The 21752-nt window shown below is 44.8% G+C and carries 20 protein-coding genes; 10 read left to right on the forward strand and 10 right to left on the reverse strand.

Translation table 11 applies throughout. The features are described from left to right. Positions 1-23: 23 nt before the first annotated feature. From lptF to B3X18_RS03205, 4 genes are all read left to right on the forward strand, one after another. Positions 24-1124 carry an LPS export ABC transporter permease LptF gene (gene lptF / locus B3X18_RS03190; RefSeq protein WP_005022954.1) on the forward strand — a complete coding sequence of 367 codons (1101 nt, stop codon included), beginning with the start codon at positions 24-26 and terminating at the stop codon, positions 1122-1124. Next, on the forward strand, positions 1124-2194 hold the full coding sequence (lptG, locus tag B3X18_RS03195) for an LPS export ABC transporter permease LptG (protein ID WP_005022957.1): 1071 nt from the start codon (positions 1124-1126) through the stop codon (positions 2192-2194). Before lptF ends, lptG begins: the two co-directional genes overlap by 1 nt. 118 nt (positions 2195-2312) lie before the next feature. Then, a complete protein-coding gene (gene gpmI, locus B3X18_RS03200) occupies positions 2313-3863 on the forward strand; it encodes a 2,3-bisphosphoglycerate-independent phosphoglycerate mutase (protein ID WP_005022960.1) in 1551 nt (516 codons plus the stop codon). Positions 3864-3882: 19 nt separating this feature from the next. Continuing rightward, the gene (locus B3X18_RS03205; protein ID WP_005022963.1) at positions 3883-5070 is read left to right on the forward strand and encodes a S41 family peptidase; all 1188 of its coding nucleotides are present in this window, start codon (positions 3883-3885) and stop codon (positions 5068-5070) included. Here the strand turns inward: B3X18_RS03205 and B3X18_RS03210 are convergent, their stop codons facing one another. Genes B3X18_RS03210 through gacA form a run of 3 tightly spaced genes read right to left on the reverse strand, consistent with a single transcriptional unit; the run spans position 5071 to position 8726 of the window. After that, positions 5071-6486 (reverse strand): sigma-54-dependent transcriptional regulator, encoded by a 1416-nt coding sequence (locus B3X18_RS03210; RefSeq protein WP_005022966.1) that lies wholly within the window; start codon positions 6484-6486, stop codon positions 5071-5073. It abuts the gene before it with no gap. Positions 6487-6510: 24 nt separating this feature from the next. Further along, on the reverse strand, positions 6511-8076 hold the full coding sequence (locus B3X18_RS03215; RefSeq protein WP_005022968.1) for a sensor histidine kinase: 1566 nt from the start codon (positions 8074-8076) through the stop codon (positions 6511-6513). A gap of 14 nt (positions 8077-8090) precedes the next feature. Continuing rightward, the gene (gacA, locus tag B3X18_RS03220; protein WP_005017150.1) at positions 8091-8726 is read right to left on the reverse strand and encodes a response regulator transcription factor GacA; all 636 of its coding nucleotides are present in this window, start codon (positions 8724-8726) and stop codon (positions 8091-8093) included. Between the two features lie 218 nt (positions 8727-8944). On the opposite strand from gacA, the gene pbpG reads away from it, so the two are divergent. Continuing rightward, positions 8945-9976 carry a D-alanyl-D-alanine endopeptidase PBP7/8 gene (gene pbpG / locus B3X18_RS03225; protein ID WP_005017149.1) on the forward strand — a complete coding sequence of 344 codons (1032 nt, stop codon included), beginning with the start codon at positions 8945-8947 and terminating at the stop codon, positions 9974-9976. Positions 9977-10063: 87 nt separating this feature from the next. Here the strand turns inward: pbpG and thrC are convergent, their stop codons facing one another. From thrC to xerD, 4 genes are all read right to left on the reverse strand, one after another. Then, positions 10064-11209 carry a threonine synthase gene (gene thrC / locus B3X18_RS03230; protein ID WP_005017146.1) on the reverse strand — a complete coding sequence of 382 codons (1146 nt, stop codon included), beginning with the start codon at positions 11207-11209 and terminating at the stop codon, positions 10064-10066. A 57-nt stretch (positions 11210-11266) separates the two neighbouring features. Continuing rightward, positions 11267-12571: a homoserine dehydrogenase gene (locus B3X18_RS03235; RefSeq protein WP_005022971.1), complete on the reverse strand. Its 1305-nt coding sequence runs from the start codon at positions 12569-12571 to the stop codon at positions 11267-11269. A 123-nt stretch (positions 12572-12694) separates the two neighbouring features. Further along, positions 12695-13510 carry a DsbC family protein gene (locus B3X18_RS03240; protein ID WP_005017141.1) on the reverse strand — a complete coding sequence of 272 codons (816 nt, stop codon included), beginning with the start codon at positions 13508-13510 and terminating at the stop codon, positions 12695-12697. Positions 13511-13612: 102 nt separating this feature from the next. Further along, positions 13613-14533: a site-specific tyrosine recombinase XerD gene (gene xerD / locus B3X18_RS03245; protein ID WP_034675897.1), complete on the reverse strand. Its 921-nt coding sequence runs from the start codon at positions 14531-14533 to the stop codon at positions 13613-13615. A 164-nt stretch (positions 14534-14697) separates the two neighbouring features. On the opposite strand from xerD, the gene B3X18_RS03250 reads away from it, so the two are divergent. The 5 genes from B3X18_RS03250 to ftsW all read left to right on the forward strand — a co-directional run bounded on the left by B3X18_RS03250 (position 14698) and on the right by ftsW (position 19822). Next, positions 14698-14961 (forward strand): FeoA family protein, encoded by a 264-nt coding sequence (locus B3X18_RS03250; RefSeq protein ID WP_005017133.1) that lies wholly within the window; start codon positions 14698-14700, stop codon positions 14959-14961. Further along, positions 14958-16811, forward strand: coding sequence for a ferrous iron transport protein B (gene feoB / locus B3X18_RS03255; RefSeq protein ID WP_005017131.1), 1854 nt, complete (start codon positions 14958-14960; stop codon positions 16809-16811). Before B3X18_RS03250 ends, feoB begins: the two co-directional genes overlap by 4 nt. A gap of 19 nt (positions 16812-16830) precedes the next feature. Beyond that, on the forward strand, positions 16831-17088 hold the full coding sequence (locus tag B3X18_RS03260; RefSeq protein ID WP_005022979.1) for a DUF6587 family protein: 258 nt from the start codon (positions 16831-16833) through the stop codon (positions 17086-17088). A 166-nt stretch (positions 17089-17254) separates the two neighbouring features. Next, positions 17255-18601 carry a UDP-N-acetylmuramoyl-L-alanine--D-glutamate ligase gene (murD, locus tag B3X18_RS03265; protein ID WP_005022981.1) on the forward strand — a complete coding sequence of 449 codons (1347 nt, stop codon included), beginning with the start codon at positions 17255-17257 and terminating at the stop codon, positions 18599-18601. Between the two features lie 24 nt (positions 18602-18625). Further along, complete coding sequence (gene ftsW, locus B3X18_RS03270; protein WP_005017125.1) at positions 18626-19822, forward strand: putative lipid II flippase FtsW; 1197 nt, start codon at positions 18626-18628, stop codon at positions 19820-19822. Between the two features lie 5 nt (positions 19823-19827). Here the strand turns inward: ftsW and B3X18_RS03275 are convergent, their stop codons facing one another. From B3X18_RS03275 to dksA, 3 genes are all read right to left on the reverse strand, one after another. Continuing rightward, positions 19828-20058, reverse strand: coding sequence for a zinc-ribbon domain-containing protein (locus tag B3X18_RS03275; protein WP_005022982.1), 231 nt, complete (start codon positions 20056-20058; stop codon positions 19828-19830). Between the two features lie 68 nt (positions 20059-20126). Next, a complete protein-coding gene (gene gluQRS, locus B3X18_RS03280; protein ID WP_016801156.1) occupies positions 20127-21002 on the reverse strand; it encodes a tRNA glutamyl-Q(34) synthetase GluQRS in 876 nt (291 codons plus the stop codon). Positions 21003-21048: 46 nt separating this feature from the next. Further along, entirely contained in the window at positions 21049-21582 is a 534-nt protein-coding gene (dksA, locus tag B3X18_RS03285) for an RNA polymerase-binding protein DksA (protein ID WP_005022984.1), read from the reverse strand. Positions 21583-21752: the final 170 nt, after the last annotated feature.

Below are 21752 nucleotides of genomic sequence, written 5' to 3' on the forward strand. Positions count from 1 at the left end.
TTGGCCTTTTTGGAAGATTAACTTTGATTATCCGGCGTTATCTCGTCAAGCAAGTAGTTTCGACTTCACTGGTGGTCATTGCCTTATTGACCCTGATCATGATGGGCGGGCGTCTGATCAAGTATTTCGGCGTCGCAGCGCAAGGACGGCTTGATGCCAGTATTCTGCTGAGTATTATTGGCTACCGTTTACCGGAATTCTTGACCCTGATTCTTCCACTGGGATTTTTTATCGGTTTAATGCTGGTTTTTGGCCGTCTTTATGTTGACCATGAAATGGCAGTGCTGAACGGAAGTGGTATTAGCCGTAACCGGCTAGCACGTCTTCTAATTCCCCTGACACTGGTTTATATGCTGGTACAGAGCATATTGATGCTGTGGATGTCGCCATGGGGAATCCGCCAGTTTGAGCAGTTGACCACCAGTCAGGCTGTGCGTACCGGTTTTGATCTGGTCAGGCCTAAAGAATTTATTTCTTCAGGTCCTTATACGATTTATGCCGGTTCACTTTCGGAAGATCATAAAAACTTAAAAGAGATATTTTTTTATCAACGGGCAGAAAAGCCGGGTAAACCTGATGTCATGATTCTGGCCAAAGAAGCTACCCGGGTAGAAATGATGGATGACAGCGCCAATGTTGTTGATCTGGTGCAGGGCCGCCGTTACGAGATTTATCCGGGTCAACCGCGCTATTCACAGGCAGAGTTTGAAAGTTACCGGTTACGTTTGGAAAATGACAAGACTGCAAATTTTGAAAGTGATGATGTTGCTGCACTTACCACCAGTAAACTCTGGGAACAGCGGGCTGACCCGGTGGTGGCAAGTGAACTGGGGTGGCGGATATTTGTACCGTTTGCCATTATGGTCGCATTAATTCTGGCGATGGCGCTTTCTGAGGTCAGCCCACGCCAGGGACGCTACATGAAGTTATTTCCGGCTTTGCTTATTTTTGCCAGTCTGATTGTAGCGCTGATGGCCATTAAAACCCGGGCCAGTAAGGATGAAATCGGAATCTGGGCCTATCCGGCAGTTTTGCTGGTATATGCTGTTGCTGGCGCTCTCTTTTCCAGAAAGCAGAAACTGGCCCCTAAACTTAAGAAACAGATCAAGCGAGTAAGATCCTAATGCTGGCACGTAGAATTGTTGCAAAACATGTTACCAAAACCACAGCGCTCGCCATGCTGGGGGCAACCGTCGTGCTGTCTATTTTGCAGGTCCTGTTTACTTATCTGGGGGAGCTGGGAAATCTGAAAGAAGGCTATAATGCCTGGCAGGCACTATTGTATGTGTTATGGAGCGCACCACGTTATATTTATGAAATTCTACCGATTTCGGCATTGATCGGTGCAGTTTTAGGTTTAGGGACGCTAGCTTCAAACAGTGAATTAATTATCATGCGTGCCGCCGGTATCAGTCTCTGGCGGATTGTTAGCTGGGTAATGCGTTCAGCCTTATTACTGGTGATTTTATCTTTTGCCTTGAGTGAATGGGTTATTCCTGTAACTAATGAGCGTGCCGAAAGTGTAAAAAGTCACCGTTCAGTTGCACAGCTGGGTGAAGTCAAAGGCTACTGGAGCCGGGAAGGCCAGCGCTTTATTTATATTGATTATGCTAACTCGCAAGGAAATCTGCGTAATGTACAGGTAGTCGACTTCGATCAGGATTACCGCTTGCAGGCTTTACTAAATGCTGACTCTGGCCAGTTTGAACAAGATGGCCAATGGCGTTTACAGAATTCTGTACAGGTAGACATTCTGGAAGCTGGTAATGCAGTACAGCATATTGCTGAACAGCAGCCTCTCGCACTGGCGTTAAAACCTAAATATGTCCATATGGTAACACTAGACCCAGAAGATTTATCTCCAAGTCAACTAATAAGCTTCATGCGTTATATGGAAGAATACAGTCAAGTACCCAAAACCTATCAATTGGCCTTCTGGCAGAAACTGGCTTCACCATTTGCCCTGATTACCTTGGTACTGATTGCCTGCTCATTTATTTTCGGTCCTTTACGTCAGCAATCGATGGGCTTCCGGCTGGTTATTGCGCTGTTTATCGGTCTCGGCTTTTACTATCTGCAGGATTTTCTTGGCTATGCCAGTCTGGTCTATTCACCTTCTCCAGTCTGGTTTGTCTTTTTCCCGATTCTGCTGATGTTTATCGGTGGTAGTTATTTGTTATATCGGGCACGCTAGACCAATTGAAGGAACTGATAGACGGGATCGTCTAAACTCATCTCGACTACATAGAGTCTTAAGCCAAAATTGGTTAAGATAGCCTGATGAATTTGCAAACAGAAAAGAGTGTAAAAACATGACGGATGCGACAACAGGCAAAATTCCACACGTACTGGTCATCATGGATGGCATAGGTCATCGTGAAGCGGTTAAGGACAATGCCTTTCTTGCGGCAAAAACACCCAATCTGACCGCTATGAAGCAAAAGCATCCGCATGGTCTGATTTCTGGATCTGGAGAGGACGTGGGGCTTCCAGATGGACAAATGGGTAATTCAGAAGTGGGCCATATGAATTTGGGTGCTGGTCGAGTGCTATATCAGGACTTTACTCGTATTACCAAGGAAATCCGTACCGGAGCATTCTTTGAACATGAAGTGCTGGTTGATGCCGTAGAGAAAGCGAAGACAGCTAACGGTGCAGTACACATTATGGGGCTGCTATCCGAAGGCGGAGTGCATTCACATCAGGACCATATTATGGCCATGTGTGAACTGGCGCTTAAACGTGGTGCACAGGTCTATCTGCATGCTTTTCTAGATGGCCGCGACACGCCACCAAAAAGTGCCGAGTCATCTTTGCAGAAGCTGGATGCCTTATTTGCCCAATACCCGGGTCAGGGGCGTATTGCTAGCCTGATTGGCCGCTATTATGCTATGGACCGTGATAACCGCTGGGATCGTTTAGAGCAGGCCTATCGGCTGTTAACTGAAAGTGAAGCACTGCGCGTAGCAATGACTGCAACTGAAGGGCTAGAGCAGGCCTATGCAGCAAATGAGACAGATGAGTTTGTAAAAGCTACTCGTATTGGTGAGCCTGTAAAAATTCAGGATGGCGATGCAGTGGTCTTTATGAACTTCCGTGCAGACCGCGCACGCGAACTGACCCGTGCTTTCGTGGAAAAGAATTTTCAGGGGTTTGAACGGAAGGTTGTGCCAGCATTATCCAAATTTGTGATGCTGACCCGTTATCAGGCCACTATTGATGCACCGGTTGCCTATATGCCGGATGCTCTGGTTAACTCTCTGGGCGAGTACCTGTCCAATCTGGGCAAAACCCAGCTCCGTATTGCCGAAACTGAAAAATATGCTCATGTGACTTTCTTTTTTAGTGGCGGCCGTGAAGAAGAATATCCGGGTGAAAAGCGCATCCTGATACCTTCTCCAAATTTGGCAACTTATGACCTTAAGCCTGAAATGAGTGCCTATGAAGTCACGGATGAACTGGTCAAGGCTATTCATTCAGGTGAATATGATCTGCTGGTAGTAAACTATGCAAATGGTGACATGGTCGGCCATACCGGTATATTTGATGCCGCAGTAAAAGCGGTTGAAGCAGTAGATACTTGTCTTGGTCGGGTCTATGAAGCAGTAATGGCCAAGCATGGACACATGCTGGTAACAGCCGATCATGGTAATGTTGAACAAATGCAAGATTACCAAAGTGGTCAGGTCCATACCCAGCATACCACTGAACTGGTTCCTTTCATCTATGTCGGACCGACCTCTGCAGAGATTATCGAAGGGGGAGTACTTGCCGATGTTGCACCTACTTTGCTAAATCTTATGAAATTACCTGTACCGGCAGAAATGCAGGGACGTAATCTGATTCAGTTAAGTACCTCTTAAACAACGATAGGTGAATCATATGCTCCAGCACTGGAAATACAGGGCAATAATTGCCGGCCTATTAGGGTGTTGGAGTAGTACTATTCTGGCTGCCAATACGGCTAATGATGCATTTGTGCCTGAGTTAAATTCACCAGTGACGCAAGAAGATTTTGCTGAAATTCCGGTTGAGTCCATTCAGCAGTTTGTCGAGATTTATGGAATTGTAAAAGATAACTATGTTTCCGATAAGACTGATGATGAACTGTTCCAACAGGCAATTAGAGGATTGGTCAGTGGGCTGGACCGTTACTCACGCTATCTTTCAGCAGAGGATTACCGTGAACTGATTCAATATACTGAAGGAGATATTGCTTCAATTGATTTTAATTTAAATTATGATGCGCATGATCGCCAGTGGCGGATCCGTGATTTAAAAGATGGCTCGGACTCTTCCAAACTGGGATTACGCAACGGTGTATCCGTCTCGCGTATTGATAACCAGGAACTTAAGAGTCTGAACCATAGCCAGGTCAATAACCTGTTATATGGTACTGTCGGTTCAACGCTAGAAATGCAGCTGGGCAATAACGCCACACCGATCAGTTTGGTCCGTAACAAGAAGATTGAAGCCGATATTGAGCCGATATTGATTCATAACCAGCAGGTTTTGGTACTCAAGGTACATGTATTCCAGCAGGATACTGCTAACCAGATTAAATCACTTATTGAAGAGAACCAGTCACCACGTTTGAAAACAGTCCTGATTGATCTGCGCAATAACCCGGGTGGATTACTCTCGGCTGCGGTTGAGACTGCAGATCTATTCCTGAATCAGGGCGTTATTGTTTCCACCAAAAGTCGTTCAGAAGGCAGCCAGCAGTTTCAGGCTTTACCGGGCAATGAGTTCCAGAACCTGAAAATGGGTATTCTCATCAATAACCGTTCTGCTTCTGCGGCTGAGGTGTTTACAGGAGCTCTAAAAGCTCAGAAACGAGCTTGGGTTATTGGTGAAAAAAGCTATGGTAAAGGTGTAGTCCAGAAGTTATTTCCCTTACCTAATGGTGCAGCACTACAGATGACGGTGTCACATTATTACACTCCAGACGGCAACATGATTGAAGGCCGTGGTATTCAACCGGATCAGCTATTTCCGATGAGCCCAAGTATTAAAGAAGAAACTTATCTGGACAATGTGGCAGAATTACTATTAAAGAAATATCCCTGACTACTCATCATCGGTATCCAGCCCAAATTTTTTAAGTCGATAACGTAAAGAGCGAAAACTCATTCCAAGTTTTTTAGCAGCCAAAGTCCGGTTCCAGTGTGTCTGGTTCAGTGCAGTGAGCAGAACTTCTTTTTCAATATTTTCCAGATATTGCTCCAGGCCTTCGGCAGGAATTTTCCTGTGAGGGCTCAACGGAATGACTTGGTCCGTTAGCGGTTCATGATTAATTTGGCCTGCTACAAAATTTTGGACATTGCGCAAAGGTGCACTTTGTAGTTGGGGTAAATCAATATATTCATTATCACTTAATGTGATCGCACGTTCGATAATATTACGCAGTTCACGCACATTCCCCGGAAAATATTGCTGCATCAGAAATTGCTGGCCGCGCTCGGTCAGAATTTTATTGGGAATATCCCACTCCTTACATACTTCCTGAATAAAATGTTTAGCCAGCAGAAGAATGTCATCTTCACGTTCACGCAGGGGGGGCAGAACAATATCCATGACATGAATCCGAAAGAAGAGATCCTGCCGGAACTTACCTTGCTGTACTAGTATTTCCAGGTCCTGATGACTGGCACTAATTACACGAAAATCCACATCAATTTCCTGATCACTACCAATCGGACGGATTTTCTTTTCCTGTACGGCACGGAGTAATTTAACCTGCATGGCCAGAGGCAGTTCAGCAATTTCATCCAGAAACAAGCTACCGCCATGGGCAGAATAAATTAGTCCCTGTTTGTCCTGACTTGCGCCGGTAAAACTTCCCTTTTTGTGTCCAAACAGCTCACTTTCCATGAGATCGCCTGGAATAGCGCCACAGTTAATAGCAATAAATGGCCCGTCACTGCGGTTACTTAAGCGATGCACCAGATTAGCCACTACTTCCTTGCCTGTACCGGATTCACCAGTAATAAAAACCGGTGCCTGTGAGCGGGCAATTTTTTTCAAGGCAATTTTGAGCTGCTGGATTGGCAAAGAAGTGCCAATCAACATCCGATTTTCCAAAGCATCTTGAACCAGTTGCTGAGCCGATTGAGGCGTATTGAGTGCTTTTTGAACCAGTTGCTGTAGATGGGCCTGATTGACAGGTTTACTGACAAAATCAAAAGCTCCAGCCTTGAGTGCTGAAATAGCAATTTCCATATTGCCATAGGCGGTCAAAACGGCGATCGGTGTACAAGGATAAAGTTGTGAAACATAATGGACTAATTCCAGCCCATTGCCATCTGGCAAATTCAGATCAGTCAGGCAGGCATCATAAGCATGTTGCTGAAAAAGTTTCTTTGCCTGCTCCAGTCCATGTGCAATGTGGGTCCTGATATTGATTTTGGCCAAAGACATTTGCATTAAAGTACAAAGGTCTTCCTCATCATCGACCAATAATATAAGTGCCTGCTGATTTGTCATGATGTTCGAAAAACCTGGTTAATTCTAATAAATAATGGAGCATTCGATTCGAAAACATGCGCCTTGTTGTTGCTTAACATAAGTAAGTTTTGCATGATTAGCCTCACAAAAACTGTGAGATAAATATAATCCTAAACCAGTTCCATTGATTTCGGTACTAAAAAAGGGTTTAAACAATTGTGAAATATCGCGCTCTGCTACGCCTTGACCAAAATCAATGACATCAATCCAGCCGCGTTCTTCTGTGCCATGTACCCGTATAATAATAAAAGACTGCTCTGCTGAATTATGCCTTAATGCATTACGGATCAGATTAATAAGCACTTGACGTAGCTGGAGTTCATCAAAATAAATCCAGATATCCTGCTCAATCTGTAGCTGTACAGCCTGTTTTATATCGATCAGGTCTTCATTTAAAACTTGGGCAAGAAAACCTGATAATCTGATTTTAGCAGGCTCAGTCGGACTGTTACGTGCCATATTCAAGGTATCATGGATAATCTTGTCAATACGTTGTGACTGCCGGTCAATCATGCTAGTGAGCATCTGCAACTGTTCTGGCTGGCTGTCAGCTAATAATTCATTAGCCTGAACAATAGCTGCCAAAGGATTACGAATTTCATGGGCAATACTGGCCGAAAGCTGTCCCAGTGCCATCAGTTTTAATTGTTGTACCTGCTGCTTGATTTTCTGGGCATCCTGCAATATCAACAAGGTTAAAGCTTGATGAGGCACAAGAAGTTTCTGAACCTGTATATCGACACTGTAAGGTGAAAGCTGCGATTCAAACAAGAATCTTTCACCATCTTTTAAGTCACTAAACCGGATAAGCGTATACAGGTCTGGCTGGAGTTTACGTAGAAAATACTTTTCATCAGTAAAAATCGGTGGAATACCTAGTAATGAACAGGCTGCCGGATTATTTAAAATCACCTGCTGCTGCTCATCTAAAACTAAATAGCCTACCTCAATTTGCTCCAAAATAGCCCGGTTAATATTCTGTAGCTGGTTAAGCTCAATAGACTGATAAAAATTCAGATTTTCCAAAAGGCGAAACCGCTGTACAGCAATCTGTCCAATGCCATACATCACAAAAAATAAAAAAGCTAATAAAGCACTATTACTGATACTGTTGAGATGGGAGCTGTTAAAAAAGCTTCCTACTACCTGCTGGTAGATCACACTAATTACAGCAACCAGTGTGATAATTAAAGCAAGCTGCGGCCTGAGTAAAATTGTTGCGGCAAAGACCGTCACCACAAAAAGTAGACTTAAGTGCAGATTGGGTCCACCCAGTGCAAAATTTAGCAGGCTAAAACAGCATACATCTACTATAAACAGTAAAATAAGCTGCTTCGAAATTTCAAAAGGTAGAATTTTATAAAAAATCAGCTGGATACAGCTGATCAGGGCATAACCGACAATACTATAAAAGTACAGGTCAGGATGCTGGTAGTCTTGAGCAACAGTCTCAAGGGTTAGTGCAAAAATAATATTAAGACTAAGTGCTAAAACAAGACGATAAGCACTGTACCACTCTCCCAGACGGTAGATGGTCTGAAGCAGTGAGGCGGGGCGTAGAGGGGCCATCTTTACGCCTATACTTAAGGTTTAATCAAGCCATAGCGGATCGCCAGATGGGTGAGTTTCACGTCACTATCAATATCAAGTTTTTCAAATATACGATAACGGTAAGTATTGACTGTTTTAACACTGACAAAGAGCTTGTCTGCAATTTCCTGAGCACTGATACAGTTCACTACCATCATGGCGACCTGCATTTCCCGTTCAGACAAGGCATCAAAAGGAGACTGCTGTGTATCAGAAAGATAAGAACTGGCCAACTGTTCGGCAATATCAGCACTAAAATACTTGCCTCCTTGCATGACCTTATTAATAGCACGTACCATTTCTGTAATAGGTGCACCTTTAGTGATATAACCTTTGGCACCAGCTTTAAGTAACAAAGACGGGTAAGGTTCCTCAGCTAAACCGCTGACCGCCAGAACCTTGGTTTCAGGGGCAGTCTGTAAAAGACGACGGGTCGTTTCTACTCCGCCAATACCTGGCATGTTCACATCAAGTAAAACTACATTAGGATGAAGCTGCCGGACCAAAGCAATGGCTTCTTCTCCAGACTCTGCTTGCCCGATCACCTGTACATCTGCATGATCTTCTAACATACGACAAATGCCAGTACGTACCAATTCATGGTCATCGACGACTAAAATAGTGATCAACTTGGCTCTCCTTAAACTAAAAAATCATGATTTTTGTTACATAAAGCAAAATTAGCTTGCAATGAAACGACAAAATTAGCAATCCTATCTCTAAAATTGAACGAATAGATATGCACAATTACCTAAGCGATAAAAAGCTACGGGTTTTGTACAAATGTAAGGCATATTTGAGGTAATTAGCAAATCGCGTTTTGCCTCTCCAAGACGAGTATACCGCCGTGAAAAATTCTAAAAAGTCTTTAATGCATGTGCTAAGCATGTCTGTCCTGCTTGGCCTGAGTTCAACGAGCTTTGCAGAACTCATTGTGAACTCCTCTCCGGGAGGCAGTAACTCTGCATCACTTAACTGGTCATCAGAAGATGTCAGCCAGTTTATGAATGCTGATGAACCATCCCCACAAGGTTCTACCAGCGTTACTACCACTATTCGTCAGCAAAATAGTCCAGCAGCCACTCTGAAACCTAAAACGGTTCAGATTATTAACTCAACCTCGTATGTGAACCAACCTTCAGTGAATGCCCGTGCAGCACTGGTCATGGATGCACAAACAGGTGAGGTGTTGTTCAGTAAAAACACCAACACAGCATTACCGATTGCATCAATCACTAAATTGATGACTGCCGTAGTGACTTCTGATGCACGTCTAAATATGTCAGAAGAAATTACTTTGCAACCTATTGATTTTATTGGTCCTAAAAAAGCCAGTTCTACTCTGCGTGCCGGTGACAAAATGAACCGTGCAGAAGTTCTGCTTTTTGCTTTAATGAAGTCTGAAAACCCGGCAGCGGCGGCTCTCGCACGGACCTATCCAGGCGGAAAACCGGCATTTGTAGCAGCAATGAATGCCAAGGCACGCGAGCTTGGCATGCATAGTGCCAAGTTTTATGAATCTACGGGTCTGGATGCACGTAATGTCGCATCTGCCCGTGACTTGGGTATTCTGGTAAGTGCTGCTTCTCAGTACGGCCTGATCCGCCAGTTTTCAACAACACCCACCTATGATTTTAATCTAGGCTACCGTGTGCTTAAATCGAATAATACCAATGCACTGGTACGTAACGGGGGCTGGAATATTAACCTGTCTAAAACCGGATTTATTAATGAAGCAGGCCGCTGTGTAGTTATGCATGCAACTGTAAATCAGCGTCCGGCTATTGTGGTGCTATTAGGTGCGTCAGATACCCAGTCTCGTAATAATGATGCAACCCGTTTATTTAGCTGGCTTAATCAGCTTCCTAAGAATATTTAACCCAAACCTCACGAGCTGATGATAGAATTTAGCTCTTAAGCATATAAAAAGCCCTGTAGAAACAGGGCTTTTTATATTCAGACCAGATTATTTTTCCATATTGGAGAGAATAGAGGTCTTAACATCATTCATTGTGGCGTCAATCGTCAGCATGACCGCATCAGCACATTGCTTGATTGCTGTATCTGGATCTTTCAAACCGTTTCCTGTGACTGTGCAGACAATAACTGAACCTTCAGCAATTTTACCCGCCTTAATATCACGGATCGCACCGCCAATTGAAGCGGCTGAAGCAGGTTCTACAAATACACCTTCATACATCGATAACATACGCTGTGCGTCTAGAATTTCGCTATCTTGCAGTTCATCAAACCAGCCTTCAGAATCACGTACAACTGCTTTAGCATGGTTCCAGCTTTGTGGATTACCAATGCGGATGGCTGTAGCCACAGTCTCTGGCGCAGCTACGGGAGCACCACGCAGGAAAGGAGCAGCACCTGAAGCCTGATAACCCACCATAACAGGTAGGCCTTCAGGCTTAGGTCCAGTAAAGGTATCTGTTACGGCATCATAAATCACTTGCTCGAACTGGTCAGCAGGCTGATTGGCAACAGCTTCAGTATAGCCCATCCAGTGCGCAGTAATATTTCCGGCATTACCTACAGGCAGGCAGTGATAATCCGGTGCGCGGCCAAGAGCTTCTACAATTTCATAAGCAATCGTTTTCTGGCCCTGTAAGCGGAATGGATTAATTGAGTTAACAATAGTTACTGGTGCCTGATCGGCAACTTCTTTCACCAGACGCATACCATCATCAAAATTACCACGGATTTGCATAGTGATTGCACCATACATCATAGCCTGAGCCATTTTACCCATCGCAATTTTGCCTTCAGGAATCAAAACAAAAGCTTTGATACCGGCACGTGCTGCATAAGCAGCCGCAGCTGCCGAAGTATTGCCTGTAGATGCACAGATAATTGCTTTAGAGCCTTCCTCAACCGCTTTGGTTACTGCCATGGTCATGCCACGGTCTTTAAATGAACCAGTCGGATTAAGACCTTCATACTTCACATAAATTTCAACATCTTTACCAATAATACGTGGAATATTCTCAAGCTTGATCAGCGGCGTATTACCTTCGCCCAGAGAAATAGCACGAGTCGTTGCTGAAACGGGCAAACGGTCACGATAACGGTCTACAAGACCGGTATAACGGTTGGCATTAGACATGATGATGTTCCAAATATGAGGTAGAGCTGGTGAGAGGGTTAAACCCTCTCCACCTGATTAACTATCAAGCGATTCTAAACGAATTCGCACGATTTCGCCACGAACGGCAGATAAAGCCTGAATTTTTGCAAGAGCTTCATCCATTTTTGATTCTACAATCGGATCAGTCATGATGACGATTGGAATAATATCTTTAAGGCGCGGTTGCTGCATGATGGCATCGATACTAATACCGTCACGACTTAATATGGTGGTGATATCGGCCAGAACACCAGTCTGGTCTTCAGCATCAACACGGATATAATAGCCTGTAGTCATTTCTTCGCGGCTCAGGATTGGCAGGTCAGTCAATGCCTCAAAAGCCAGCTGCGGAATAGTACCTGCACCATCTTCGGTATAGGAAATGTCCCGCACGATATCAACTACATCAGCCACTACTGCAGAGGCTGTTGGTCCGGCGCCGGCACCGGCACCATAGTACAGGGTAGGGCCAACAGCATTGGCCTGAACCAGTACAGCGTTTTTCACACCATTTACATTTGCAATAAGCTGTTCCTGAGGTATCAGGGTTGGATGTACCCGTAACTCGATACCAGCACTGGTACGGCGGGCAATACCCAGATGTTTGATACGGAAACCTAGTTCTTCAGCATATTTGACATCTTGAGCAGTAATCTTGCTGATACCTTCGGTATACACCTTATCAAACTGCAGTGGGATACCGAATGCAATTGAGGCCAGTAACGTCAGCTTGTGTGCAGCATCGATCCCTTCGACATCAAAGGTCGGGTCAGCTTCTGCATAGCCCAGATCCTGTGCTTCTTTAAGTACATCAGCAAAAGCACGGCCTTTTTCACGCATTTCGGTCAGGATAAAGTTACCTGTACCGTTGATGATGCCAGCCAGCCAGTCAATACGGTTAGCAGCTAAACCTTCACGAATTACCTTAATAATCGGAATACCGCCCGCAACCGCAGCTTCATAAGCGATCTGTACTGCATGATCATCGGCTGCCTTGAACAGTTCATTACCATGTTCGGCCAGCAGCGCCTTATTGGCAGTAACCACCTGTTTGCCATGTTTAATGGCTTCCATGATGACTTCATAGGCCGGATGAATGCCGCCCATAAGCTCTACCACTACATCAACATCAGGCTGACGTACAATTTCAAGCAGATCAGCGCTTTGCTTGACTGTAGCCGGTAAATCCAGGTCAGGACGTGGACGGCGGGTACCGACGTGGGTGATTTGAATTTCTCGACCGGTGCGACGTTTAATTTCAGCAGCGTTTTGTTCTAATAGTTTAAGGGCTCCACCACCCACGGTCCCAAGACCGAGTATCGCCAGACGAACTGGTTTCACGTCACACTCCATACATCATTAAAAACTTGAATAGGCCTAGATCATAGCTAAAAAAACCGCCAGACTCTAGGGTGAAGATTGATTATCTTCACCTATAAAAAATATTTAGGTTTTATATAAAAATTAATTATTTAAGCGTTTTAACAGTTCGTCTGGTGCAAGGTAACCTCCTAAGTATTCACCCTCACTGTTATAAATCGCTGGTGTTCCATTAACTCCCATACGGTGGCCCAATTCATACTGTGCACGAACTGGAGTTTTACAGGTTGCAGCAGGAAGCTGTACTCCCTGAATAGCCTGCTCAAATGCAGCAGCGCGGTCTTTACTGCACCAGATACTTTCCATCGCAGGGAAAAGCTGATCTCCACGTGGCCAGGCAATATAACGTACTTCGATGCCCTTGGCGGTGATTTCATCCATATGCGCATGCAGTTTCTGGCAGTATGGACAGCTAACATCGGTAAATACGTAAATTATGTGCTGGGTTTTATTTTTAGCTGGATAAACGATCAGATCTTCAGTTTTCAGTTCCTGTAGATAGCGTTTATTCTCAACTGATTGCAGGTTTTCACTCACACTATGCAACTCCTTGTCCCCTAGACGGATCACATCACCTTGAATCAGATATTTACCATCACTGGTGGCATAAACTGACGGCATTCCCTCGAGTGAAACCCAGTACAGGTTTGGCACTTCTGTTGCCTTGACATCAACCACTTTGGCATTAATGTTGGCCTTCTTGAAATGCTGTTGCAGTGTCTTGATCAGACGTTGCTGGGCATTACGCTCGGATAGGTTGGATGCTTCACCTGTTGCAGGAGCAGTTGCAGTTAAGGTATTGGTATTGCCTTGGTTATTCTTGTCATTAGAACAGGCGCCTAGCAGGAGAGTAGTACTCATGGCACACGCCATAAAAATTTTCGAACGGGTAAATAACATAGACAACCCTTATTTTAAACATTGTGTTATTTGAAGATGTTTAGCATAACAAAAATATGGGGCGTGAGTTCAATCTTCATGTGCTGTTTTACCAGCTTATTCTCAAGCCCTAGGATGATGAGCTGCATGCAATTGCTGCATACGGATCTGAGCTACATGAGTATAAATCTGGGTAGTGGATAAATCACTATGGCCCAGCAACATCTGCACTACACGAAGATCAGCACCATGATTAAGTAAATGTGTGGCAAAAGCATGTCTTAATGTATGTGGGGAGAGCTCTGCCTGTATACCGGCCTGAAGAGCATAACGTTTGATGGCATACCAGAAATTTTGCCGGCTCATAATCCCGCCATGCTGAGTTAAAAACAGATAGTCTGTGGCACTTTTATAGAGTTGTGGCCGTGCTTCATTGAGATATTTCTCGACCCATTCAATGGCAACCTGTCCCAAAGGAACTAAACGTTCTTTGTTGCCTTTACCGGTAATACGTAGATAGCCCTGTTTCAGATTAATCAGCTCCAGCCTTAAATTTAACAGTTCGGTGACCCGCAGTCCGCAGGCATATAGAACTTCCAGCATAGCCCGGTCCCGCAGTCCTAGTGAAGTATTGGTGTCAGGAGCATGCAGCAGGTGTTCAACATCGAGTTCAGACAGATCTTTAGGAAGCGCACGGCCAAGCTTAGGCGTTTTGTGTGTGGCAACCGGATTATCGCTTCGTAATTGTTGTTCACGCATAAATTTGAAAAATGAACGTAAGGCTGACAGTGTCCGTGCAATTGAACGGGGACTTTTGCCCTGTTTAGTGAGTTCAAACAGAACATCAGCAATATCTTCACTGTTCCAGAGCGGTAGCGGAGTAGAGGGACAATATTCACTACACTGGATCAGATCGGATAAATAAGCATTCCGGGTATGGGGACTAACGGTCTGTGCAATTAAAAAATCACGAAAACCCTGTAAAAAACTTAAATGTTCCGGAATCTGCACCGAAGAGGGGATACGTGGTTTTTTATTGAGCATTTAATCTGTTCCAATCCATCTCTTTATTACTTGTCAAACTGTAGTTTAAAACAGGGTGATTGTCGATTTGTGCAGAAAAATAAAATTGAAATCGATCCCTATTTGTTAATTATTCTCATTTGTTTGTTATACTGGCCGGGCAAAAAATATTAGGATTAGATGCGGTGCGTTTATCAGAGCTAAAAGTTAAGCAAACTGCCATCATTACCAAGGTCAACCGGACTTTGGATGGCACTTCAGAGCAGTCTGACCTTGTAGCAAGCCGATTGGAAACCTTGGGCTTTGTTCCGGGAACTCAGGTTCAGGTCATTACTAAAGGGCTATTCGGTGGTGATCCAATCCTGATCCAGATTGGTTTTACCCGTTTTGCCCTGCGTAGAGCCGAAGCAGAGAAAATTGAAATCAGTAAAGAAGGAACACCTGCATGAGTGAGCCCTTACGTGTTGCCCTTGTGGGAAATCCTAACTGCGGAAAAACTTCTTTATTTAATCATTTGACCGGTACCCGCCAGAAAGTAGCCAATTATGCTGGGGTAACGGTTGAACGGAAAACGGGGTTTTTCGAGCTGCCTTCGGGCCAGCAGGTGCGTGTACTGGATTTACCTGGGACCTACAGTTTAAATGCCACCAGTCCGGATGAGGCCATTACCCGCGATGTAGTGCAAGGCAAAATTACTGAAGAAGGCCAGCAGGATGTATTTTTGTGTGTGGTGGATGCAACCAATTTGAAACTGCATTTAGGGCTGGTCATGGAAATGATCGAGCTTGGCCGTCCGATTCTGCTGGTTCTGAACATGATGGATGAAGCACGTCGTCGCGGCATGCAGATCAACACACAAAAGCTCTCTGAACGCCTGGGTGTAAATGTGGTTGAAACTGTGGCTGTACGTAATGCCGGGGTTGAAAGCCTGATCAATTCACTGGATCAGCGCAAGTTTGATGTGCCACATACCGAACTCAGTGGCTTATCAGGCAGTACTCATCAAAAGATCACCCATATTTTAAAAGATGTGGTGAACTATATTGATGAGGAAGATAAACGTACCGACTTTTTTGACAAGATTTTCTTGCATCCAGTCTTGGGGCTGCTGAGTCTTGCCTTGATGATGTTTGTGATTTTTCAGGCGGTTTTTGCCTGGGCTGCGCCCTTTATGGACGGGATCGAAACTTTCTTTGGCTGGCTGGGTGAAACTATCAGTCCTTATATTTCTCAGCCACTTCTCAACAGTTTGGTGGTTGACGGTATTATTGCCGGCGCAGGCGGGGTTGTGGTGTTCTTGCCACAGATTCTGATTCTGTTTTTCTTTATTTTAGTACTGGAAGAGTCTGGATATTTACCTAGAGCAGCATTTTTGCTAGATAAACTGATGTTCAAGGCAGGACTGAGTGGTCGGGCATTTATTCCTTTACTGTCCAGTTTCGCCTGTGCAGTTCCCGGTATCATGGCAACCCGCAGTATTAGTGATCCACGTGACCGTTTAACCACTATTCTGGTGGCGCCACTGATGACCTGCTCGGCGCGACTGCCAGTTTATGCATTATTAATTGCTGCCTTTATTCCGGAGCAGACAGTCTGGGGCTTTATGAATTTGCAGGGCCTGGTCCTGTTTGCTTTATATATGGCTGGTATTGTTAGTGCACTCTTGGTGGCGACCATCATGAAGTTCTTCTATAAAGATAAATCTCAGCATACCTTGCTAATGGAATTACCAAGTTACCGCTTTCCGGATATTAAAAATATCTGGATTGGCTTGCTGGACCGTGGCAAGATTTTCTTGAAACGCGTGGGCGGCATTATCTTTGCACTGTCGGTTCTGCTCTGGTTTCTCTGTACATTTCCGCAGCCACCAGCAGGCGCGACTATGCCAGATATTGACTATAGTTTTGCCGGGATGCTTGGCCACTTGATGCAGCCAATCTTTGCCCCACTTGGCTTTAACTGGCAGATTTGTATTGCCCTGATTCCGGCCATGGCTGCGCGTGAAGTAGTGGTTGCAGCTCTTGGAACCGTTTATGCCCTGTCTGCAACTGATGAAGATGCGGTATCACAGGGACTTTCACAGCTGATCAGTGCAGATGGTAGTGGCTGGTCACTGGCCACCGGTCTGTCTCTTCTGGTATGGTTTATTTATGCCCCGCACTGCCTGGCAACACTGGCAACAGTACGCCGTGAAACCGGTTCATGGAAAACAGTGGCCTTTATGACCACATATCTGTTTGGTCTGGCATATTTTATGTCATTCCTGACCTATCAAATTGCTTCACATTATTTTGCTTAAGTGAAGAGAGGAGGTTGAGATGGTTGAAATGATTATAGTCGCGCTGGTAGTGATCTGGAGCGCAGTGGTTGTCTTCAAAAAGGTCTTCCCAAAAACTGCCAATTCGGTCTTCCTCAGCCTTTCTCGTTTCTGTGAGCAGAAACAGTGGTATACACTGGCAAAATGGTTAAAACCAAAGTCGACCAGTAGTGGCTGTGGTGGGAGCTGTGGTTGTGAGGCCAAACCAGATATGAAACAGATAAAAAATGATGAGGTAAAGCCTATAAAATGGCACTAATCCTTGAATAACAATAACTGCAACTATAAAAAGCCGTCCAAGATGACGGCTTTTTTACGCGCTGACACAAAAAAAATGAGGTTAAAAGCAAAACAGAAAAAGCTTTCAAAATCTCAAAGTGCTACCATTTCGTCAGTTTCTAAATACACATAGATGCGGGGCAAAAATGTTAATACAGCGTGGCGGATTAAAAGTCGTGGCCGGTTTGGGCATCTCGGGCGTATCTGCCGTGAATTTACTTCATGAGCGTGGTTATCAGGTGGCTGTGACAGACTCACGGACCCATCCACCAGGGCATGACCAGATTCCTGCAGGTATCCAGACCAGTTTCGGACAACTAGATACCGAGTTACTGCTACAGGCTGAAGAAATCATTTTAAGCCCCGGTCTCGCGCCACAGCTTCCTGAAATTCAGCAAGCTATAGCAAAAGGAATTCCAGTAGTAGGTGACATCCAGTTGTTGCGCCGCGCCACCGAGGTGCCAATTGTAGCGATTACCGGATCGAATGCTAAAAGTACCGTGACCACACTGATTGGTTTAATGGCAAAAGAGGCTGGGAAAAAAGTCGCAATAGGCGGGAATTTGGGTCGTCCGGCGCTTGATTTACTTAAAGATCAGCCAGAACTGATTATTCTGGAACTATCAAGTTTTCAGTTAGAAACCACTTCACTGTTAAATGCCGAGGTGGCAGTCGTGCTTAACATGAGTGAAGATCATCTGGACCGGCATGGTGATATGCTGGGTTATCATGCAGCCAAACACCGGATTTTTCAGGGCGTTAAAAAAGTCGTCTTTAACCGTGATGATGCCTTGAGCCGCCCTTTAGTTCCTGATGCTGTGCCAGTACAAAGTTTTGGGCTGAATGCACCAGATATGAACCAGTATGGTGTACTGCGTGATACAGACGGTACACTCTGGCTAGCTCGTGGCCGCGAGCGCCTGCTGAAAAGCACAGAAATGTATATCCAGGGTACGCATAATATTGCAAATGCACTAGCCTGTCTGGCTTTAGGTGAAGCTATCGGTTTACCTTTAAATTCTATGCTAGAAACATTAAAAAGCTTTAAAGGCTTGGCTCATCGCTGTGAATATGTCGATACGGTGAATAACGTACGCTATTACAATGATTCTAAGGGAACCAATATCGGTGCAACTCTGGCGGCAATTGAGGGCTTAGGCGCAGCCATAGCACCCCGTAAAGGTAAGGTTGTGGTCATCTTAGGCGGACAGGGCAAAGGGCAGGACTTTAAGGCTCTTCGCGCAGCAGTTCAGCAATATGTCAAAACAGTGGTACTGATTGGTGAAGATGCACTGAAGATTGAACAGTCAATCGAAGGCAGTACTGAAATTCTGAAAGCTGCAACTTTACAAGAGGCGGTACAGCTATGCCATGCCAAGGCAGATGCAGAGGATGTGGTCGTGCTGTCTCCTGCATGTGCCAGCTTTGATATGTTTAAAGGTTATGATGATCGAGGTCATCAGTTTGTTGCTTGTGTAAAAGCATTGGTCTAAAAGAAGAAAGATAAGGAAAGGTCTATGGCTGGGTTTGCTCAGACAACCATTAACAAGGTCCAGCAGTGGTATGAGCGTTGTGCACCACGAATACCGGCTGAAATTACAGCGCGTAATGTTCTGATTTTCTGTGTTGTGGCATTGCTATGTCTCGGGTCGGTGATGGTTGCATCCGCCTCGATGCCCTATGCCGAGTATCTGCATGAAAATCCGTTTCATTATATTATACGTCACGCTCTTTCAATTGTAGTTGCAGCGATTGCAGCATTTCTGACTTATAAAATTGCCCTGAATGTCTGGTTTAAAAATACATTCCCATTATGGCTCATTACTATTGTATTACTAGCCGCCGTGCTGGTCATCGGGACTGAGGTAAATGGTTCTACCCGCTGGATCAGGCTGGGCGGTTTTACTTTGCAACCCACCGAAATTGCAAAGGTAATGATGGCAATTTTTACCGCAGACTATGTGGTGCGCCGTGCTGAAGAAGTGCGAAATCACTGGAAAGGTCTGGTGCGTTTAGGTGCAATCATGGCTATTACTGTAGGCCTGATTGTGGCAGAGCCAGACCTCGGCGCTACGGTGGTTATTGTCATGATGATGCTGGGTATTTTCTTCTTGGCCGGTGCACCGCCACGAACCTTCCTGATCTTTTTAGGCGCCGTAGTTGCAGCAATCGTATTCCTGATCCTGTTTGAGCCTTATCGATTCCAGCGACTGATTTCTTTCGCCGACCCTTGGGCAGATCCGCTCGGTGCCGGTTATCAGTTGTCTAATGCATTAATGGCATTTGGCCGGGGGGAGTGGTTTGGAACCGGACTTGGGCATAGTGTACAAAAACTGTCTTATCTACCAGAAGCGCATACTGACTTCATGCTGGCCGTCTTGGGTGAAGAACTGGGCTTTTTTGGTATTTTTGTAGTCATTGGCCTTTCTTTTACCATGCTTGCCTGCTGTATCAAAATTGGCCATCGTGCATTGCAACATCAATACCTGCGTGCAGGCTATCTGGCTTATGGTATCAGTATTATTTTTCTGCTGCAGATTCTGGTTAATGCTGGCATGAACATGGGCCTTATGCCAACCAAAGGACTAACGCTGCCTTTCATTAGTTATGGAGGAACCTCACTCATGATGTGTGCTGTAATGATCAGCCTGATTTTAAAAATTGATGCCTCTACTCAGGTCCTCAATCCAAACCGTGAAGAATCCAGCTTTTAAATTTTCTAAATCCGGGCATGCTCCAGTACCATGCCCGGCATTTCATGGCCACAATGCAGGCATTTTACAAGTTCTCCTTTAGCCTTTGACAGGGGCAGGAGAGGTATAAAAAATAAGGAAAAATACTGACGTTGCTGCTTCAGTTCATAAGCGCTGCGTGTCCGGCAAACTGGACACACAAACTGTCCATTTTCAACTGTTTTTGTTTTGGGCCCGATACCGAAAATAAAAAACATCTTGCTGCTCCACTGATCTGTTCTGCTCCATTGCAGCTTACTTTTCAGATTCAAGCAATCTTTTCATGTTACAGATAGTGACCATTTAGCATCAAGCTGTGAGGTATGGCCTCAACACTCCACTGGCTAATTGCCTGTTTGAGCATTAAAGAAGGCGTATCCAAATCAACAGCAGGCTGATTTAGAGCATTTAAAGCTTTTTGTAGTAAGACAGAGGGCTGGCTTAAATCCAGTGCTAATGCCAGATTCTGTTTGGAGAGCTTTTGTCCTTGACTATTCATTGCAAGCGGAAGGTGCATATAATGCAGTACAGGATAACCCAGCACTGAACCCAGCCACATTTGCCGGACCGTATTGTCGAGCAAATCGGCACCGCGTACCACGTGAGTAACGCCCTGTAAGTAGTCATCCACTACTACAGCCAGTTGATAGTTAATAATCCCATCACGACGTTTGAGCACAAAATCACCCAAATCATAAGCCAAGTTAGAACAATGCTTGCCTTGCAGTCGATCTGTAAAGCACAGTTCTTCGTCACTTACCTTAATACGGATGGCCTGATGCTCAAATGGCAGATTGAGATGGCGGCAGGTACCTGTATAGATATGATTGGAGCCTAATATTTTACGGGTACACTGGCAGGCATAAACTAGGCCCTGCTTTCGCAATTGTGTCAAAACCGACTCATAAATATCAAGGCGGTCTTTCTGGAAAATAATATGTGAATCTACTTCGAAACCAAAGGCCTCAACGGCACAAAGGATATGCTGTTCACTACCAAGAGAGATTCTCGGGATGTCTGTATCTTCAATCCGGACCAGCCATTTACCCTGTCGGGCTTTGGCATCACAGTAACTGGCCACCGCTGTAATAAGTGAGCCGAAATGTAAAGGGCCGGTTGGCGATGGCGCAAACCGACCCACGTAATGCTCTTGAATTGACATTTTCCTTTGTAAAGAAGAGATCAGAAAGGAATCACTGCTCACAGAATTAGCCGTTATTCTGCTTCTCTTTGATTTCCGCCAGTGTTTTGCAATCAATACATAACGTAGCAGTCGGACGCGCTTCTAAGCGGCGTAAACCGATCTCAATCCCGCAGGTTTCACAGAAACCATAGTCTTCATCTTTAATGGTCTGTAAAGACTGTTCAATCTTGCGGATCAGTTTACGTTCGCGGTCACGGGTCCGTAACTCGATTGCAAATTCTTCTTCTTGGGTAGCGCGGTCATTTACATCAGGCAGGGCAGTATTCTCATCTTGCATGGTGTTTAGAGTACGGTCTACTTCCGACATCAATTCAGCTTTCCACGCTTCTAGAATCTGGCGGAAATGCTCAAGCTGCCCTTCAGACATGTATTCTTCATTTTTTTTAGGCTGATAAGGCGCTATACCAAACAAGCTTGCTGTTGTACCTGCCTCTGAAGTTTTAGCTTTCGGCTTACGGGTACGTTTTGCAGCAGTTTTTTCACTATCTGCAGCTTCTGTATGTTCGTCTAAGACTTGATTCTGGTTGTCATTCGCCATATAGGGCATTCCTCATCATATACGTATATCTATACGCAAAAAATATGGTGATATGCAAGTATTATATCCATCCCCCTAGGGTGAATTTTCCCATCAGGGGCGGTCATCATATAGATATTTTAATTAAGATGATAGTCACACTCTCTCAGACTATCGGCTTAATACTAAAT

It is taken from the genome of Acinetobacter sp. UBA6571 (assembly GCF_002434085.1).
GTDB classification, from domain to species: domain Bacteria; phylum Pseudomonadota; class Gammaproteobacteria; order Pseudomonadales; family Moraxellaceae; genus Acinetobacter; species Acinetobacter radioresistens.

What these genes read in the sequence shown, in the direction of transcription:
- lptG (WP_005022957.1), top strand. Translation starts at nt 1,124, where the DNA reads ATGCTGGCACGTAGAATTGTTGCAAAACATGTTACCAAAACCACAGCG.
- B3X18_RS03260 (WP_005022979.1), top strand. Translation starts at nt 16,831, where the DNA reads ATGGTTGAAATGATTATAGTCGCGCTGGTAGTGATCTGGAGCGCAGTG.
- ftsW (WP_005017125.1), top strand. Translation starts at nt 18,626, where the DNA reads ATGGCTGGGTTTGCTCAGACAACCATTAACAAGGTCCAGCAGTGGTAT.
- gpmI (WP_005022960.1), top strand. Translation starts at nt 2,313, where the DNA reads ATGACGGATGCGACAACAGGCAAAATTCCACACGTACTGGTCATCATG.
- thrC (WP_005017146.1), bottom strand. Translation starts at nt 11,209, where the DNA reads ATGTCTAATGCCAACCGTTATACCGGTCTTGTAGACCGTTATCGTGAC.
- xerD (WP_034675897.1), bottom strand. Translation starts at nt 14,533, where the DNA reads ATGCTCAATAAAAAACCACGTATCCCCTCTTCGGTGCAGATTCCGGAA.
- B3X18_RS03215 (WP_005022968.1), bottom strand. Translation starts at nt 8,076, where the DNA reads ATGGCCCCTCTACGCCCCGCCTCACTGCTTCAGACCATCTACCGTCTG.
- gluQRS (WP_016801156.1), bottom strand. Translation starts at nt 21,002, where the DNA reads ATGTCAATTCAAGAGCATTACGTGGGTCGGTTTGCGCCATCGCCAACC.
- feoB (WP_005017131.1), top strand. Translation starts at nt 14,958, where the DNA reads ATGAGTGAGCCCTTACGTGTTGCCCTTGTGGGAAATCCTAACTGCGGA.
- B3X18_RS03240 (WP_005017141.1), bottom strand. Translation starts at nt 13,510, where the DNA reads ATGTTATTTACCCGTTCGAAAATTTTTATGGCGTGTGCCATGAGTACT.
- B3X18_RS03275 (WP_005022982.1), bottom strand. Translation starts at nt 20,058, where the DNA reads ATGTTTTTTATTTTCGGTATCGGGCCCAAAACAAAAACAGTTGAAAAT.
- B3X18_RS03210 (WP_005022966.1), bottom strand. Translation starts at nt 6,486, where the DNA reads ATGACAAATCAGCAGGCACTTATATTATTGGTCGATGATGAGGAAGAC.
- B3X18_RS03205 (WP_005022963.1), top strand. Translation starts at nt 3,883, where the DNA reads ATGCTCCAGCACTGGAAATACAGGGCAATAATTGCCGGCCTATTAGGG.
- murD (WP_005022981.1), top strand. Translation starts at nt 17,255, where the DNA reads ATGTTAATACAGCGTGGCGGATTAAAAGTCGTGGCCGGTTTGGGCATC.
- dksA (WP_005022984.1), bottom strand. Translation starts at nt 21,582, where the DNA reads ATGGCGAATGACAACCAGAATCAAGTCTTAGACGAACATACAGAAGCT.